At 35.2% G+C, this 16,025-nt stretch carries 19 protein-coding genes; 10 read left to right on the top strand and 9 right to left on the bottom strand.

Annotated elements, in window-relative coordinates:
- Positions 1-118: 118 nt before the first annotated feature.
- Positions 119-1,465 (bottom strand): CPBP family intramembrane glutamic endopeptidase, encoded by a 1,347-nt coding sequence (locus tag O5633_RS11415; RefSeq protein WP_269609886.1) that lies wholly within the window; start codon positions 1,463-1,465, stop codon positions 119-121.
- Positions 1,466-1,574: 109 nt separating this feature from the next.
- Here O5633_RS11415 and O5633_RS11410 point away from each other — a divergent pair, with 109 nt between their 5' ends.
- Together O5633_RS11410 and O5633_RS11405 are read left to right on the top strand one after the other, a co-directional pair.
- The gene (locus O5633_RS11410) at positions 1,575-2,903 is read left to right on the top strand and encodes a histidine phosphatase family protein (protein ID WP_269609885.1); all 1,329 of its coding nucleotides are present in this window, start codon (positions 1,575-1,577) and stop codon (positions 2,901-2,903) included.
- A 4-nt stretch (positions 2,904-2,907) separates the two neighbouring features.
- The gene (locus O5633_RS11405) at positions 2,908-4,182 is read left to right on the top strand and encodes a dihydroorotase (protein WP_269609883.1); all 1,275 of its coding nucleotides are present in this window, start codon (positions 2,908-2,910) and stop codon (positions 4,180-4,182) included.
- On the opposite strand, the gene lepB is transcribed toward O5633_RS11405, so the two are convergent.
- The 5 genes from lepB to O5633_RS11380 form a co-directional block, all read right to left on the bottom strand.
- Positions 4,157-4,849, bottom strand: a complete 693-nt coding sequence (gene lepB / locus O5633_RS11400) for a signal peptidase I (RefSeq protein WP_269609881.1) — start codon at positions 4,847-4,849, stop codon at positions 4,157-4,159. The genes O5633_RS11405 and lepB overlap by 26 nt on opposite strands.
- Positions 4,850-4,931: 82 nt before the next feature.
- Positions 4,932-5,279: a Spx/MgsR family RNA polymerase-binding regulatory protein gene (locus tag O5633_RS11395; protein WP_269609879.1), complete on the bottom strand. Its 348-nt coding sequence runs from the start codon at positions 5,277-5,279 to the stop codon at positions 4,932-4,934.
- 53 nt (positions 5,280-5,332) lie between these two features.
- Complete coding sequence (locus O5633_RS11390; protein ID WP_269609878.1) at positions 5,333-5,860, bottom strand: inorganic diphosphatase; 528 nt, start codon at positions 5,858-5,860, stop codon at positions 5,333-5,335.
- On the bottom strand, positions 5,847-6,098 hold the full coding sequence (locus O5633_RS11385) for a hypothetical protein (protein ID WP_269609877.1): 252 nt from the start codon (positions 6,096-6,098) through the stop codon (positions 5,847-5,849). The genes O5633_RS11390 and O5633_RS11385 overlap by 14 nt, the downstream gene beginning before the upstream one ends.
- 103 nt (positions 6,099-6,201) lie before the next feature.
- Positions 6,202-6,666, bottom strand: coding sequence for a resolvase (locus tag O5633_RS11380; RefSeq protein ID WP_269609875.1), 465 nt, complete (start codon positions 6,664-6,666; stop codon positions 6,202-6,204).
- 173 nt (positions 6,667-6,839) lie between these two features.
- Here O5633_RS11380 and O5633_RS11375 point away from each other — a divergent pair, with 173 nt between their 5' ends.
- From O5633_RS11375 to O5633_RS11360, 4 genes are all read left to right on the top strand, one after another.
- Positions 6,840-8,630, top strand: a complete 1,791-nt coding sequence (locus O5633_RS11375; RefSeq protein ID WP_269609873.1) for a proline--tRNA ligase — start codon at positions 6,840-6,842, stop codon at positions 8,628-8,630.
- 48 nt (positions 8,631-8,678) lie between these two features.
- On the top strand, positions 8,679-9,113 hold the full coding sequence (psb27, locus tag O5633_RS11370) for a photosystem II protein Psb27 (RefSeq protein WP_269609871.1): 435 nt from the start codon (positions 8,679-8,681) through the stop codon (positions 9,111-9,113).
- A 95-nt stretch (positions 9,114-9,208) separates the two neighbouring features.
- Positions 9,209-10,522: an adenylosuccinate synthase gene (locus O5633_RS11365; protein WP_269609869.1), complete on the top strand. Its 1,314-nt coding sequence runs from the start codon at positions 9,209-9,211 to the stop codon at positions 10,520-10,522.
- A gap of 41 nt (positions 10,523-10,563) precedes the next feature.
- On the top strand, positions 10,564-11,571 hold the full coding sequence (locus O5633_RS11360; protein ID WP_269609868.1) for an adenosine kinase: 1,008 nt from the start codon (positions 10,564-10,566) through the stop codon (positions 11,569-11,571).
- A gap of 11 nt (positions 11,572-11,582) precedes the next feature.
- On the opposite strand, the gene cutA is transcribed toward O5633_RS11360, so the two are convergent.
- Together cutA and O5633_RS11350 are read right to left on the bottom strand one after the other, a co-directional pair.
- Entirely contained in the window at positions 11,583-11,906 is a 324-nt protein-coding gene (cutA, locus tag O5633_RS11355) for a divalent-cation tolerance protein CutA (protein WP_269609867.1), read from the bottom strand.
- Between the two features lie 16 nt (positions 11,907-11,922).
- A complete protein-coding gene (locus tag O5633_RS11350; protein WP_269609864.1) occupies positions 11,923-12,723 on the bottom strand; it encodes a precorrin-6A/cobalt-precorrin-6A reductase in 801 nt (266 codons plus the stop codon).
- 39 nt (positions 12,724-12,762) lie between these two features.
- Here O5633_RS11350 and O5633_RS11345 point away from each other — a divergent pair, with 39 nt between their 5' ends.
- Positions 12,763-13,200, top strand: a complete 438-nt coding sequence (locus tag O5633_RS11345; protein WP_269609863.1) for a single-stranded DNA-binding protein — start codon at positions 12,763-12,765, stop codon at positions 13,198-13,200.
- 4 nt (positions 13,201-13,204) lie between these two features.
- On the opposite strand, the gene O5633_RS11340 is transcribed toward O5633_RS11345, so the two are convergent.
- A complete protein-coding gene (locus O5633_RS11340; RefSeq protein ID WP_269609861.1) occupies positions 13,205-13,396 on the bottom strand; it encodes a hypothetical protein in 192 nt (63 codons plus the stop codon).
- A gap of 53 nt (positions 13,397-13,449) precedes the next feature.
- Here O5633_RS11340 and O5633_RS11335 point away from each other — a divergent pair, with 53 nt between their 5' ends.
- From O5633_RS11335 to O5633_RS11325, 3 genes are read left to right on the top strand one after another with little or no spacing between them, the layout of a single operon-like run.
- Positions 13,450-14,013 carry a DUF2854 domain-containing protein gene (locus O5633_RS11335; RefSeq protein ID WP_269609858.1) on the top strand — a complete coding sequence of 188 codons (564 nt, stop codon included), beginning with the start codon at positions 13,450-13,452 and terminating at the stop codon, positions 14,011-14,013.
- Positions 14,006-14,920: an acetylglutamate kinase gene (gene argB / locus O5633_RS11330; RefSeq protein WP_269609856.1), complete on the top strand. Its 915-nt coding sequence runs from the start codon at positions 14,006-14,008 to the stop codon at positions 14,918-14,920. The genes O5633_RS11335 and argB overlap by 8 nt, the downstream gene beginning before the upstream one ends.
- Positions 14,921-16,015, top strand: coding sequence for a DUF3153 domain-containing protein (locus O5633_RS11325; protein ID WP_269609853.1), 1,095 nt, complete (start codon positions 14,921-14,923; stop codon positions 16,013-16,015).
- Positions 16,016-16,025 lie beyond the last annotated feature (10 nt).

The raw sequence follows: 16,025 nt of genomic DNA, 5'->3' as shown, positions 1-16,025 counted from the left end.
CTACTTTTTTTTTATATAGAGTACGACTAACCAAATCAAAATCTGAAAGCAATTCCAGTCAAACACCTTGATCAAGCAACTGCAAGAGATGGAATGCTGATATTTTATTTATTTAATATCAAGCTACTAATAATAAGCTAATAAAAGTGACACCGTTCCAAAGAGAATGCATTAAAGCACAAGGGAATAACCTGCCTGAACTCAATCTCATTAAACCAAGACCGATACCTAAAACGAATAAGGGAGGTAATTCTCCTACACTTAAATGAGCTAAAGCAAAGATCAAAGCACTTAATAAGACTCCAGAGATTCTGCCAACTTTGGATACCAATACAGGCAGAAGAATGCCTCTGAAAACCAACTCCTCAAAAACTGGAGCCAAAAAAACAGTTGTAATCAAAAGCAAAAACAATGGAATAAATTCATCGCTACTTAAAACAAGTTCCAACAAAGGATTACTACCACCTTGATCGCCGATAATCTCATTCATTAGCCACCCAACAAGCAACACTAAAGGCATAATCATTAACCAACCACTTATTGATTTGAAAATTCCTTCTTTAATTGGTTTGATTTTCCATTGCAACCATCCTCCCTCAACCTCTAAAGGGACAAGACCACTTAATTGATATCGAACAATCAATAGAGGTCCTATGGTCATTGAGCAGTAGCCGATAAACACTCTTAAAGACTCTTTTAGTGGAGAGGATAAATTATCAAATAATAAATCAGTTATTGGTATTATTAGAGCAGGAAAAACAACTTCACCAATAATAACAAAACCACCCGAAACCAGAAGAATCATATCTATTATTGATAAAGGAGGAGCAATAATTTCTGGCCATTTATTATATTTCTTTCTTAAAAAAATCAAAGCATACTTAATCAACAATATACAACCTATCAATGAAGCAAAAAATGGTAATAATTGAGAAGTTAAAAGTCTTGCAGCTACAATTGAATTATATTTTTGATCAATACACTTTTGATCATTAAATCCAAGCCTAGAGCATGAAACTTGATAAAGTAAAGGGTCTAATTTAATCTCATTAAATTCAGGAAATTTATTTAATTTCTTACCTTTTTGTCTATCTAATATATAGCTTCTAATCTTTTCAAAGTTTTTATCCTGAAAATCTTTCTTCAATATTATCTTCTGTTCATTCTCAGACTCTTCAAGAACCGCTAATAATAGTCTTTCTCTATCCTCAATTTCTTCTAAAGAAATCTTATTAAGAGTTTGATAAAGCTTTTTTTGAGGTTCTGAACCTAAAAACACATCTTGTATTCTTTCAGGTAAGGATGATGAAGCTGACACTGCCATCTCAGTTTGCATCAATGAAATTTTTGGAGCAACTGAGGGGCGATCAAAGCTTTCTTGCAAACCTTGTCGCCAAATTAAAAAAGTTACAATCAATGAAAATAGAGCCACAGCCCATTTCCATCCGGTTTTGGCTTGTCTCATAAAATCAACTTGTGAAGACTGACATGGAGAAAGACTTCTATCTTTACTTAAAGAACATTAGATTGCCCCCATGGCTAATACCATAATTATCTAGAAGACATTTTATTTAATGACATTGCGTCTAATTTTTGTCCGTCATGGATTGAGTAGTTTTAATAAGGAGGGTCGTATTCAGGGAAGAAACGACCTTTCAATATTAACTACAGAAGGGCAATCCCAAGCTGAAGCTGCAGGAGAAATACTCTCTACTGTTCCAATAGATGAAATTTATAGCTCCCCTTTGCAAAGAGCCTCAGAAACGACAAAAATTATAATCAATCAACATAAAAGTATACTTCAAGCAACCTACACGAATGAGCTCCTTGAAGTTGACCTCGGGCCTTGGAGTGGTTTAACAAAAAATGAGATAAAAAGTCTTTATCCAGATGACCTTGCTATTTGGGAAAAGGATCCAAAAGAACTATCCTTCAAAAAAGAAGACGGTACTAAATTTCAACCAATTAAAGAACTCTTATTCCAAGCTGAAAATTTTTTAAAATCTTTGTTCAAGGCCAATTCAGATTCTAATAAAACTATTTTAATAGTTGCTCATAATGCAATTCTTAGATGCTTAATATTAAAATTAATTAATGAGCCATCAAAAGGCTTTAGGAGATTTAGGCTAGACAATACTTCAATCTCAATTTTAAATATTGTTTTTAATAATTGGGAAGATAGACAAGTTCAAATCCAATGTCTTAATAATATCTCTCATTTAGAACATGGTCTTCCAAAAAAAAGTAGTAAAAAAAGACTTATTTTAGTCAGGCATGGTGAAACAAATTGGAATAAGCAGGGGAGGTTCCAAGGGCAAATTGATATTCCCCTTAATGAAAATGGTAAAGCCCAAGCCAAAGCTGCAAGTGAATTTTTAAAAAATGTTTTTATACAAAAAGCTTTTAGCAGTTCTCTCTCAAGACCAAAAGAAACAGCTCAGATAATTCTACACGAACATTCCGGAATAGAAATTACTCTAAAAGATAACCTTAAAGAGATTGGTCACGGTAAATGGGAAGGAAAGCTGGAGTCTGAAATTGAGGCCGACTGGCCAGATCTTCTTAAAACATGGAAGATTTTCCCTGAAAAAGTTCAAATGCCAGAGGGAGAAAATATAAACGAAGTCTCCACCAGATCTATTACCGGTTGGAAAGAGATTTGTAAAGATCTTAAAAACAATGAAACTGCATTGGTTGTTGCTCATGACGCAGTTAACAAAACAATTCTTTGTCATCTTTTAGGGTTAATGCCATCAAAAATTTGGATGATAAAGCAAGGGAATGGTGGAATTACAGTTATTGATCTCTCAGAAAACGATGAGCAACCAGATCAAATAACTTGTCTAAATATCACCTCTCATTTGGGAGGAATCATCGACTCTACAGCTACTGGAGCTCTTTAATTTAATGACTAGTAGTTATTTGTTTGAGAATATTCAAATCCTTGAAGGCGCTGGATCTACCTTAAAGAAAAAGACTGTTTTAATCAAAGATGGTGTAATAAAAGCATTTGGTAAAAAGGCAATTCAAAATGCAGAACTTTTAAGAATTAAGTCCCAAAATGCTAAAAATATGCTTTTAGCACCGTGTCTTGTTGATCCTCATTCTTTTTTGGAATCTCCCTTTAGTTGTAAAGAAGAGAATATTTATACACTTATTAAAAAAGCAACATTTGCTGGATATGGCCAAGTAGGCATACTGCCAAGAGGTGAATTATGGAGAGATCAAATTGAGCCTATTATTTCTATAAAGACTATCAAGAGTGAGGTTTTAATACATTTATGGGGAGGTTTCAGTTTGAGCGGGAAGGGAGCTTCCCTTTCAAGGCATGCCCATCTACTACAAAATGGAGCTATTGGCTTATGTGATGACGATTTTATACCACCTCTAGAGCTTCTAAAGCAAGGTTTTTCACTTGGAGAGATGAAAAATTCCCCTATATTAATCGCACCAAGAGATAAAATACTTCAAGCAGATGGGATGTCTAGACAAAGTGTAGAGACTCTTAGAGCAGGCTGGCCTCCTGATCCTATTGAAAGTGAAATCCTTCCTCTCATCCAATTACTTGAGCTTCAAAAGCAGTACCCTGAAGTAGCTCTAAGGTTGATGAATATTTCAACATCTGAGGGTGTTGAAATACTAAAGAATGCATACTCTCAGCCAATGGCAACTGTTTTATGGTGGCATTTAGTAAATGACAACTCAAGTCTTACTCCTTTTGATATTGGATGGAGCGTAACACCCTCATTAGGATCCCCGAGAGATAGAGCCTCTCTTATAAAAGGGTTAGAGGAAGATGTTTTAACAGCAATATCTGTTCACTCCAGTCCTTTAGATGACTCAGAGACCAAACTACCTGCTAATAAAAGGAAAAAAGGAATTAGTTGTTATAGCCTAGTTTTACCTTTGCTCTGGGATCAATTAGTGAGAAGATCAGGATGGGGAGTAGAGAAATTGTGGGAAAAAATTAGTTTTGGTCCATCTAAACTATTAAACCAAGCTGAAGAGAAATTAAGTTTAAACAGTAACCGATGGTTACTGTTTGATCCTGAAAAAGAATGGGTCCAATCTAATGAAGAAAATAATTTTACTACCTCAACTAATCAACCAATCAAAGACAATAAAATTTATGGAAAAGTGATAGATTGTGGACTTATCAGTCAGGCTTACCAAAACGACTAATAGGCCAAAATCGCCAGGTTGCTTTGCCAATTATTTCTTTCTCGGGTAAGAGCCCTCCTTCTGGCCAAAAACGACTATCCCAGCTGTTAGCTCGGTTATCACCCAAAACGAATACATACCCTTTAGGAACAGTTCTAGAAATCGGTCGGCATAGATTAAATTCTGGTTTATTGGGGCAAAAGTATTGAACATATGGTTCGTTTATCGATTTGCCATTTAAATTAATCGCTCCATTAGCATTAACCAAGAGACGATCGCCTCCTACAGCTATTACACGTTTGATATAAGCATCACAAGCCCTATCAGACAAAGTAGGGATCCAAGAAATTAATGGAAAAGTTATTAATGAACATTGAAAATTAGACGGAAGTTTTTTTTGCCTATTAGCGATCAATTTCCTATCAAATGAATATGGTGAATTGAAAACTACAATTTCCCCACGAAAAGGAGCTCTTTTGCGCAAAGAAAGTTTTTCAACAATCAGTCGATCATTAACTTTCAATCCTGGTAGCATCGAACCAGAAGGGATATATCTAGCTTCTGCTATAAAATGACGTACACCTAAATACAGCAAAACAGTTAGAGAAATAGGTCCCCACGTATCAAAAAAAGAGTACCACCAATAATTTTTAAGTTGTTTGATCGAATCTAGAAAATTTCTCTTCACTGTTTTCTTGATAATAAATATATAGTTTACTTTATTTGTATGGACTACTTATTTTATGTCGATATTAGTCCTCATGTGAATTTCAAAGTAATTTTTCTGCCCACTTTTCCTCTTTAAACCCAATTAAAAAGAATTTATTCGGCTTATATAGAAAAGGTCTCTTTATTAATCTGGGTTCCCGAACAAGTTTCTCAAATAACTCACTATCAGTCATTTCTTTTACAACATTTGAACCGATAGAACGATATACGACTCCACTGGTATTTAAAAGATATTTTCTATCACCATATAACTCACTAGCTGAGATAAGCATTTCCTTAGACGGAGGGGAATTTAAAATATCAATTAATTCAAAGGTAATATCATTGTTTTTAAGCCACTTAATCGCTCTGCGACAAGTTGAACATGAAGAATAACTAAATAATTTCACGTTTTTAAAGATTAGCAGCAATCATTTTACCTAAAGGAATCCAACTAAATTAATTATTTCCCTCTCATATCAGATTGATAAGCATCTATGCAGCTATTCAATAATTCATCAACAGCATCATAGTCTCTCCATCCATCTATTACGATCACCCTCCCCTCCAAGCTCTTGTAAGTTCTAAAAAACTCAGCTACATCCTCCAGTTGATTCTGTGCTATTTGCTTAATAGTATTAATTTCTCTTTGTCTTGGATCAGCGGTAGGTATACATAAAAGTTTGCCATCGTATGCACCTGAGTCATGCATATCAAGCACTCCAATAGGTCTTGCCTGAATCAAGCAACCTGCAAAAGTAGGTTCTTCCATAACAACCATTGCATCAAGCGGCGCTCCATCCTCAGCCAGAGTGTTTGGAATAAATCCATAATCAAATGGATATCTGACTGAAGAATGCAAAACCCTATCAAGAGCCATAATGCCTGCAGAGCTAAAATATTCGTATTTATTTCTACTTCCAGCTGGAATCTCTACAACTAGATTTACTAATCCAGGCGATGGTGAAGGAGGGAGATCACTCAGGTCCATTTTGATTTATTGAAGTCGGTATGAAGCTTTTTGTTGTTTCTGGCTTTTCACTAATGACAGCTAATAAAGGTATACCAAGCATTACAAATACTATTGCTAAACCAATTAAAGAAGTGGAAGTACTATTAAAACTGTAAGGATCTTCATCATCAGAAGATTGTTGATCAGTTTCTTTGTTAAAAAAAGCAGGATCAATCTCAGAAGATTGCTTCTTAATTAATTTAGATTCTATATTCATTTAAATTCTGGAATAGATAAACCGTGAATTGAATTTGTGTAAATCAATTAAAAAACTTAATTCAATTAAAACTATATAGATATTATCCTATATTAAAGAATAATTAAGCAGCCTTTCTATCAGTGTCTTGCAAATGATTAGAAATACTATTCTGATTCGAATCAGATTTACCATCAAGTTTATTTCTAATAATTCTCAACTCCTCAAGTATTGCGGTAAGAATATTTTGAGTTTCTGATGATGGAGAATTAAGTATTTCAACTGTGACTTCCTTGATTCTAAGAATATCTTTTGCAAATCTTGCGACTTCATTGGGATGAAAAAGCAATTGATCTTTCTGATCACTTCTAAATTCAGTATTTAATTTTCTAGGATTAAATGGTGGATTAAGATTCCTAGTATCAGTATTTGTATATCTATAAACAGAAGCTCTAGATCTATTCAAAGTTTTCTGTACGTCATCAATAGTTAATAATGCATCACTTAAGTTGGAAGCTGAATTCAATACTTTCTCAATAGTCACCTCTGATTTTTCATTTGTTCCTGAATTTACTGACCCGTTTAACATTGCTAAAGAAAGCTTTTAAAAAACATGTGACAGAAATTAGCAGATCTATCAAATTAACACCATGTACAAATGAACACTTTAAAAAAACAACATGATTCCCGCACATTCCTTGTAGATCTTTTTTGGGCCAACACTAAAAGTACTAATGTCAGAGAGGTTTAAATCTTAGGATCATGCGCGTCTCCCGCCTAATGCTGGTCACTCTAAGAGACGTTCCCGCGGAAGCAGATATAATTTCACATCAGTTACTTTTAAGAGGAGGTTTTATTAGACGCCTAACTGGAGGTATTTATGCTTACATGCCATTGCTTTGGAAAGTTTTAAAAAAAATAACCCTAATTGTTGAAAAAGAGTTAACAAATAAAGGTTGTCTTCAAACACTTCTCCCTCAACTGCAACCTTCAGAAATATGGGAAAAAAGTGGAAGATGGAAATCTTACACAGAAGGAGAAGGTATTATGTTTAGTCTAAAAGATAGACAAGGTAAAGAGCTAGGGCTAGGTCCAACTCATGAAGAAGTGATTACTCAAATAATTTCGCAAACAGTTCACTCTTACAAACAATTACCAATAAATATATTCCAAATTCAAACAAAATTCAGAGATGAAATCAGACCAAGATTTGGATTGATGAGAAGCAGAGAATTCATTATGAAGGATGGTTACTCATTTCATGCAAATGAAAGTGACCTTAAATCAACTTATTCAGAAATGAGAGATGCTTATCAAAATATATTTAACAAGTGCGGCCTAGATTTCGTTTGTGTCGATGCAGATAGTGGAGCAATTGGAGGTGCAGCATCTCAAGAATTTATGGTTACTGCAGAATCTGGAGAAGACCTAATACTAATAAGTTCTGATGGTAAATATGGTGCTAATCAAGAAAAAGCAGTTTCAATTATTGAAGATGGAAAGTTATTAAAGAACGATAAACCTTCGATAATCAAAACCTATAATCAAAAAACCATAGAGGAATTATGCAAACATAATAATTTCCATTCGACCCAAATCATAAAAGTTTTAGCTTATCTAGCAACGTGTGATGATAATAAAAAATACCCAATTTTAATTAGTATTAGGGGGGATCAAGAGGTAAATGAGATTAAGCTTTCAAATACAATATCTCATAGATTAAAACAAAATGTATTAGATATTAGAGCGATTTCTAATGAAGATATAAAGAAGCAAGGTATTGCTGATATACCATTTGGTTTTATAGGTCCTGACCTTGGCGATAATTTACTCTCGAAAGCAAACACATGGGAAAAGAAATTTATAAGAATTTCTGACAATTCTGTAAAAGATCTTAAAGGTTTTATTTGTGGAAATAATATCAAGGATGAACATAAAGTGTCTTACAATTGGAAATTACTTAATACTGATCAACTTATATGTGACATTAGAAAAGCCAAGCCTGGAGATAGATGTATCCACGATAGGAAACAAAAGCTTAAAGAATGCAGAGGTATAGAAATAGGGCATATATTCCAATTAGGAACAAAGTATTCAAATTCATTAAATGCTACTTTCACTAACGAAAAAGGATTAGAAGATCCCTTCTGGATGGGATGTTATGGAATTGGTATTTCCAGGTTGGCTCAAGCGGCAGTAGAACAAAATCACGATGATTTAGGTATTATTTGGCCAGCATCAATTGCCCCATTTGAAGTAATAATTATTATTGCCAATATAAAAAATACTGAGCAAAGAAACTTAGCGGAAGAAATCTATCAAAAGTTAATAGAAAATGGAATTGATGCACTTCTTGACGATAGGGATGAGAGAGCTGGAATAAAGTTTAAAGATGCGGACCTTATTGGCATTCCCTGGAGAATTGTTGCTGGTAGAGAAGCCAATTCTGGACTGGTTGAATTACATAATAGAAAGACAAAAGCTACAGAGTCATTAGACCTCGCATCAGTTTTTAAAAAACTTTCAGAAGAATTTAATACTGAAAAACTATAAATCGAGCCCAAAGGACTCTAGAGTCTGATGTAATTGCAAAAAAAAAAAATGATTTCTGCCTTTCATCACCTCTCCATTAGGTTGGTGAGGGCAGCTTTGGCGATATGCCTTGGCTTCTGCCTCACATTCTTTCAATTTGCTTCAGAAGCGAATGCAGCTAAAACATTAATGACTGGGGATTTTGCAAAAGACACTATTTCGGTCTCTTCAACTTTGAAAGAAACCATAACTTTACCCAAAGAAGATAAAGGGCTATCAGATGCAGAAAAAGAAGCTGTTTTTCTCATAAGCGATTACATCTCAAGATATAGAAATCGATCTCAAGTAAATACTTCTACTACCTTTACTACAATGCAAACTGCATTAAATGCTTTATCAGGTCATTATAAAACTTTTGCAAACAGACCTGTTCCTGAAAAGCTTAAGGAGAGATTAAACAAAGAACTATCTAAGGCAGAGAAATTGGCAGTTAGAGACAATTAAAGATAATCTTTAATTCATTTCTTTGACTCAGGGTATCACTATCTGCAAATCTTGTTTCTTCTAAAGTAAATCGGTTTCGAGCCGAATTTTCTTCCTTGGCAAACGTCGTAGTTATAGGGGCACAGTGGGGTGATGAAGGAAAGGGCAAAATCACCGATTTGCTCAGTCGCTCCGCTGATGTAGTTGTTCGCTACCAAGGTGGTGTAAATGCTGGTCATACAATTGTTGTCGAGGACAAAGTTCTCAAATTGCATTTAATTCCCTCTGGGATTTTGTATCCAGATACGATTTGTCTTATTGGATCAGGAACAGTTGTTGATCCAAAAGTGATGATTAAAGAAATAAAAATGCTCAAAGACAACGATATAGATATCGCAGGCCTAAAACTAGCTTCAACTGCTCATGTAACTATGCCTTATCATCGGCTTCTAGATATGGCGATGGAGCAAAAAAGAGGGCTCCAAAAGATTGGTACTACTGGTAGGGGCATAGGTCCAACTTATGCTGACAAATCTCAAAGGAATGGAATTAGAATTATTGATCTATTGAGCAGAGAAAAGCTTGAAGAGAGACTAAAGGTTCCATTAGCAGAAAAGAACGGACTCCTACAAAAAATATATGGTATTGAACCTTTAATTATTGATGAAATAATTGAAGAATATCTTGATTACGGAAACCAGCTTAAAAAACACATTGTTGACTGCAATAGAACTGTTCATCAAGCAGCAAAAAAGAAGAAGAATATCTTGTTCGAGGGTGCTCAAGGAACCCTGTTAGATCTTGATCACGGCACCTACCCTTATGTAACCTCCTCTAATCCAGTATCAGGCGGGGCATGCATTGGAGCAGGAGTAGGTCCCACCCTCATTGACAGAGTTATCGGGGTTGCAAAAGCCTATACGACTAGAGTTGGAGAAGGCCCCTTCCCGACTGAGTTGCAAGGGAGTATTAATGATCAACTTTGTGATAGAGGGGGTGAATTTGGAACAACTACTGGACGAAGGAGGAGATGTGGTTGGTTTGATGGAGTGATTGGAAAATACGCAGTTGAGGTAAATGGATTGGATTGCCTTGCTATTACTAAATTAGACGTTTTAGATGAACTTGAAGAAATTGATATATGTGTAGCTTATGAATTAAATGGCAAAAGAATTGATTATTTCCCAAGTAGCGTTGAAGATTTTGAAAAATGTACACCAATTTTCAAAAAGCTCCCTGGCTGGAAATGCTCTACAGAAAATTGTCGTCGACTAGAAGATCTTCCACCTGCAGCCATGAGTTACTTGAGATTCCTAGCTGAACTTATGGAAGTTCCCATAGCAATAGTTTCCTTAGGAGCCAATCGAGATCAAACAATTGTTATTGAGGATCCTATTCATGGGCCGAAAAGAGCCCTCCTGAATTTCTAGAAAGTAAATAATTATGCTTTTATAATTTCTAAATTAAATTAATGACTAACAAAACAACCGACCCTTCCCTAGATATAGTAGGCATTGGAAATGCAATTGTAGACGTACTAACAACAACAGATGATTCTCTCCTAGAAAGACTATCTTTCAACAAAGGTTCAATGACCTTGATTGATGAAAAAAAAGCTAAAGATCTTTATGAAATGACTACTAACAGAATTCAGAGGTCAGGAGGTTCAGTTGCAAATTCATTAGCGTGTGTAGCCCAGTTAGGAGGGAAGGCAGCATTTATTGGAAGGGTAAAAAATGACAAGTTAGGTGAAATCTTTACAGAAGAAATCTCAAATACTGGGACTATTTTTAAGACCCCACCATCATCCGATGGTCCATCGACTGCCAGATGTCTAATTTTTGTCACCCCAGATGCGCAAAGAACTATGTGCACTTATCTGGGCGCTTCAGTTCTCTTAGAACCTAAGGATATCGATCTCTCAGCGGTCAGGGAAGCAAAAATACTTTATTTAGAGGGATACTTATGGGACAACCCAGCTGCTAAAAATGCATTTCTTAAAGCGGCAGAAATAGCTAAAAATGCAGGGCGAAAAGTTGCTTTATCCCTTTCTGACTCATTTTGTGTAAGTAGACATCGCCAAAGTTTTATAAAACTAGTTGAAGAACATATAGATATATTATTTGCCAATGAAGATGAAATAACAACTTTATATAAAACCTCTTCTCTTAATACTGCACTTAAAAAATTAAAAAAGAAATGTGATCTTGCGGCAATCACGATAGGGGAAAAAGGCTCAATTCTAATTTCAAACGGCAAAGAAATTAAAATAGATCCTTTCATGCTTGGTAAGGCTATTGATACCACAGGCGCAGGAGATCTTTATGCTGGAGGTTTTTTGAAAGGACTTGCAGATGGTCTAACGCCAGAATTATCCGCAAAAATTGGATCTATTTGTGCAGGACAGATCGTTACACAATTAGGATCTCGATCCAATACTGACCTTTTAAATTTGATCAATTCAAATTTAAAACCCTAAACATTGAAAACTCAAATAGAATTTACCCAATGATGGTAATTTTTATTGGCTGAAACACGAAAATAAATTATTTCTGGTACTTCGTAGCTATGCCAATCACTAATCTTATTACAAACCTTATTTACATTTTCCTTCTTACACTTGATCATTAATTGTACTTCTTTCGATTGATTTATATTTCCTTCCCACCAAAAATTTGACTCGATATCTTGAAGAGTTACACATGGTATTAATTTCTCTTTCAAGAGTAAATTAGCTAATTTAGATGCATTTTTTTTATCAGATTCAGTAGTTATAACTAAATAAATTTCTTGATTAAAATCAGATAAAGCCATGGTCTTTAAATAATATTTATCGCATACTAATAGATTTTAATTTTTTAATTAATTTTTCATAACTATCTACTGAATTAATGTGTTTTAATTCAGAAGGTCTTTCTATCAACCAAAGATTAATTCCCATACTTAAACAAATCTTATGCCACATATTTTCATTTCTTCCTCCTGATTGCCTACAAATGACACCAGTAATATTCCATTTTCTAACAAGTGCTTCCTCAATTAGTCCACTATAGGAGGCTGAAGGGTTTAAAACTGCAAAATTTGTTTTTTTTATTGACGTTGACAAAGTTTCTCTTAAACTTTCAGGGTTAGCTAAAACTCTTGCATAAACATTTGCTCCTGAATTCCTCAAAAAAGTTAAGGCTTTCTGGAGATGTCTTACTCCTACAGCTAGCAAAATAGATTTATTTTTTAGATCATAATTTCCTAAGTCACTAAATTTTTCTATTAAAAATGCATTTGATATATTATCTATAGGTCTTTCATACCTGATGAATTGTTGACCTAGTTCATTGCAAACTTTTGAGATTGACCGTGTAATTTTTGTAGCGAATGGATGAGTCAGATCAACAACACAATGAAATCCATTTTGCTGAATTCTTGCATTTAAAATTATAGCCCTAATATCTTCCTCAGTAATCAAGGCACCAATTAATATTTTCTCTAAATTTAATTTTTCATATGGAATTGAGGCTCTATCCGAAACAACACTAACAGTAATTTTCCAGCCTTCCTTCAATAGAGACCTAGCAAAAACATGCCCTTCGCCTGTTCCTGTTAACAACCAAAGATGTGGCTGGCATTTTTCCATTATATCAATCAAGATAAACCACAATAACTAAAGAAAAAAATGAACCATTGCATGCTTGAGGTTTTGGTAAAGAAAGCCCCAACAGTTCGTTTTACCCAAGACAACAAAACTCCACTAGCTGAAATAGAAGTTGAATTTGACAGTCTCCGTGCTGATGACCCTCCCTGCGCAATCAAGGTGGTTGGTTGGGGAAAATTAGCAGAAGAGCTTCAAAACACAGTTCAAGTCAACTCTAAATTAGTAATAGAAGGTCGGTTGAGAATGAATACTGTTCCTCGTCAGGATGGCACTAAAGAAAAGAAAGCTGAATTTACTCTTTCGAGAATTCACCCCTTATCTTCTAACACAGCTGTTTCATCAATACCTTCTAAAACTCAATCAAATCTAAAAAGCGATTCCGCAAACTCATTAAATAACGAAAGTGTCAAATGGGACAGCTCTCCATTAGTACCTGATACAGATGACATTCCATTCTAAAAAATCAATGATTTTCTTCAATGTATTCTGTAGCCCTAGTTAAAAGTTGACCTAATTCTCTCTCCAATGCAGCCAAGTCAGGTCTAAATTCAGGCCAGCAACCTCTATCTAATTGTTCAAGAATCCAAGATCTATCCTTGTTTAATTTTTCAACAAGTTCACTTAACTCAGAAAATTGTTTTTGGTGCGAGGCCATGAGACTGTCTCCTAAAAACCCATCTACCCAAGATTTTAGCCAAAATTACATTCATGAATAAACTTCTATCCCCTGCAAGCCTGATCACCATCGGAGGAGCATCCCTTTCTCTGATAGGACTAACAGCTTATTTCACTGATGCAACAAACCTCAGTGTTCCAACTTTCTTCTATGGAGTACCTATTTTCCTGATAGGTATATCACTAAAAACCACTGAAGTTCCGCCTGCCCTAAGAGTAGTGCCTGCAAATAAGTTTGCCTCAGAGAGAGCTAAAGCTCCTGAAGAACTAGGCAATCTAGTTAAAGATGTAACGAGATGGCGCTATGGTCAATCTTGCCAGCTTGAATCATCTCTAAGAGTATTAAAGCTATGGGACATAGATAGTCCTCCCCAACTTATAGAAGTAGAAGAATTGGTTAAAAGTGGTAATTATGGAATACGAATGAGATTTGAAATGGCTGCTGTATCTTTAGAAAGATGGAATGCACAAAAAGAACGTTTAGGAAGATTCTTTGCTAAAGGTTTATGTGCTGAATTATTTTGTCCCACATCTGGTGAATTAGATTTAATCCTACTTCCGCAAAAACAAGAAGAAAATTCAAAAGAAAATGAATAAAGAAGACCAACAAGCTGACTCCAGTAAGAATTCTAATCAACCCTTTACGAACAAAGATTCAATAAGAGTTTCTGTCTTAAGTGAGGCACTTCCTTACATTCAGCGTTTTGCAAATAAAAGGATCGTAATCAAATATGGTGGCTCAGCCATGGTCGACAAAACACTTCAGAATGCAGTATTAAGAGATCTAGCTCTTCTTTCCTCTGTTGGCGTACAAATAGTAGTCGTTCATGGTGGGGGGCCGGAAATAAACCAATGGTTGGAAAAATTAGGAATAAAACCAGTTTTCCTAGATGGTTTACGTATTACCGATACCAATACCATGGATGTCGTAGAGATGGTCCTTACTGGAAGAGTAAATAAACAGATAGTAAGTGGAATCAACAATCATGGAAGCTTAGCTGTTGGACTATGTGGAATAGATGGCGGACTGATTGAGGCAAGAACGCTTGGAGATGGAAGTCATGGTCTTGTGGGAGAAGTTGCAAAAGTAAATACAAAGATATTAAGCCCTCTTCTCGAGGACGGTTACATCCCAGTCATTTCCAGTGTAGCCAACTCCTCTGATGGCAGATCACACAATATCAATGCTGATACTGTTGCTGGGGAACTGGCGGCAGCACTAAGTGCCGAAAAATTAATTCTTTTGACAGATACTCCTGGTATTTTAAGAAATGAGGGTGATCCTTCTTCCTTAATAGAAAAGATTGGTTTATCGGAAGCCAGAGAATTAATTGATAAAGGTATAGTTAAAGCAGGTATGAGACCAAAAGTTGAATGTTGTATTCGTTCGCTTGCTCAGGGTGTAAAGGCTGCCCACATCATTGATGGAAGGACTCCTCACGCCCTTCTATTAGAAGTTTTCACTGATGCAGGGATTGGAACAATGGTTATTGGTAGAGGTTAAATGTCAAATGTAGCTTCAGCTATAAAAGCGGCTGAAGCGGCCCTTAATAAAGGTGATTACAATTTTTGCATAAAAATAGTTGATCCTTTACTTACAGCTTTCCAATCAGAGACAGAAACAGGAGGACAACTTAGACTACTTATAGTTACTGCCTACATAGGGAAAGGTGATGAGCAACAAGCGATCAATATTTGTCAAGCATTAATACATAATAAAAAAGAGAGCGTCCGTCAACAAGCCAAACAGCTCTTATCAATACTTGATTCCCCACATTTACCAAGACCGTCAAGCTGGTCTGTTGAGATCCCAAAGATAGAAATGGAGCCATCTCTAAAATCATCATTTAGAAAAACGAAGAAGAAGGAGGAGGAGAGAATTAATCATCCTCCAACAGGTCCAACAAAAAATCTAGACTTTGGATTTTCAATAATAACTTTATTAATTATTTTCTTATTAACCTTCCTCTTGAGTGGTTGCGTTGATATATCAACAAACTTGAGTCTTACAGGTCCAGATCGACTAAAGATTTCACTTGATATAGAGAGTAATTCTGGTGAATCAATACCATGGCAAAGGGAATTTGAAGATAACCTTAGTAAAGAGAATAGCATCTTAAGACCCCAAACTTATGAGGATAAGCAGCATTTTGAATCACCAACTATTCGTTTTGAAGAAGCAAATAAATTACTTCAGCAAATAGCTTCAGTAGCTTCAAAGACAAGTGGTTTCACTATAAATAAACCTGAAATAATTACAAACAACAAAAACTGGATAATTGGTACAAGTCAAAATTTTAAAATTTATTTTGATTTGAAAGGAATTCCAAAAATTCCTGGATTAAAAATCAACATAGTCATTCATGAAGTTGGCAATAAAAATAATTTCAAAGCTAAACCTCTCGAACCTAGTTTTAAAAAAGGTTTAACTTATTTCCCTCTTAAAATAGGACAGATTAACCAACTGGAAATTTCGAATTGGAAATGGAACCAAATTTCAGTTGGGATTATCTTGATAATAGCTTTAACTTTGCTGAGCTTATCCCTTCAAAGATTTCGCCTCCAAATGGGATTCGGTTTCCCTGAGTTACCACCTTAATGAGGGTAAA

The organism is Prochlorococcus marinus str. MIT 1013 (assembly GCF_027359395.1).
Classification (GTDB): Bacteria; Cyanobacteriota; Cyanobacteriia; order PCC-6307; family Cyanobiaceae; genus Prochlorococcus_B; species Prochlorococcus_B marinus_E.
This window is presented reverse-complemented; position numbering and strand designations above follow the sequence as displayed.

Bases quoted from the DNA above. Each gene is read 5' to 3' on its own strand.
- O5633_RS11345 (WP_269609863.1), top strand. From the start codon at position 12,763: ATGAACCATTGCATGCTTGAGGTTTTGGTAAAGAAAGCCCCAACAGTT.
- O5633_RS11340 (WP_269609861.1), bottom strand. From the start codon at position 13,396: ATGGCCTCGCACCAAAAACAATTTTCTGAGTTAAGTGAACTTGTTGAA.
- O5633_RS11405 (WP_269609883.1), top strand. From the start codon at position 2,908: ATGACTAGTAGTTATTTGTTTGAGAATATTCAAATCCTTGAAGGCGCT.
- argB (WP_269609856.1), top strand. From the start codon at position 14,006: ATGAATAAAGAAGACCAACAAGCTGACTCCAGTAAGAATTCTAATCAA.
- cutA (WP_269609867.1), bottom strand. From the start codon at position 11,906: ATGGCTTTATCTGATTTTAATCAAGAAATTTATTTAGTTATAACTACT.
- O5633_RS11385 (WP_269609877.1), bottom strand. From the start codon at position 6,098: ATGAATATAGAATCTAAATTAATTAAGAAGCAATCTTCTGAGATTGAT.
- O5633_RS11390 (WP_269609878.1), bottom strand. From the start codon at position 5,860: ATGGACCTGAGTGATCTCCCTCCTTCACCATCGCCTGGATTAGTAAAT.
- O5633_RS11415 (WP_269609886.1), bottom strand. From the start codon at position 1,465: ATGAGACAAGCCAAAACCGGATGGAAATGGGCTGTGGCTCTATTTTCA.
- O5633_RS11335 (WP_269609858.1), top strand. From the start codon at position 13,450: ATGAATAAACTTCTATCCCCTGCAAGCCTGATCACCATCGGAGGAGCA.
- O5633_RS11325 (WP_269609853.1), top strand. From the start codon at position 14,921: ATGTCAAATGTAGCTTCAGCTATAAAAGCGGCTGAAGCGGCCCTTAAT.
- O5633_RS11410 (WP_269609885.1), top strand. From the start codon at position 1,575: ATGACATTGCGTCTAATTTTTGTCCGTCATGGATTGAGTAGTTTTAAT.
- O5633_RS11380 (WP_269609875.1), bottom strand. From the start codon at position 6,666: ATGTTAAACGGGTCAGTAAATTCAGGAACAAATGAAAAATCAGAGGTG.
- psb27 (WP_269609871.1), top strand. From the start codon at position 8,679: ATGATTTCTGCCTTTCATCACCTCTCCATTAGGTTGGTGAGGGCAGCT.
- O5633_RS11350 (WP_269609864.1), bottom strand. From the start codon at position 12,723: ATGGAAAAATGCCAGCCACATCTTTGGTTGTTAACAGGAACAGGCGAA.
- O5633_RS11360 (WP_269609868.1), top strand. From the start codon at position 10,564: ATGACTAACAAAACAACCGACCCTTCCCTAGATATAGTAGGCATTGGA.
- O5633_RS11375 (WP_269609873.1), top strand. From the start codon at position 6,840: ATGCGCGTCTCCCGCCTAATGCTGGTCACTCTAAGAGACGTTCCCGCG.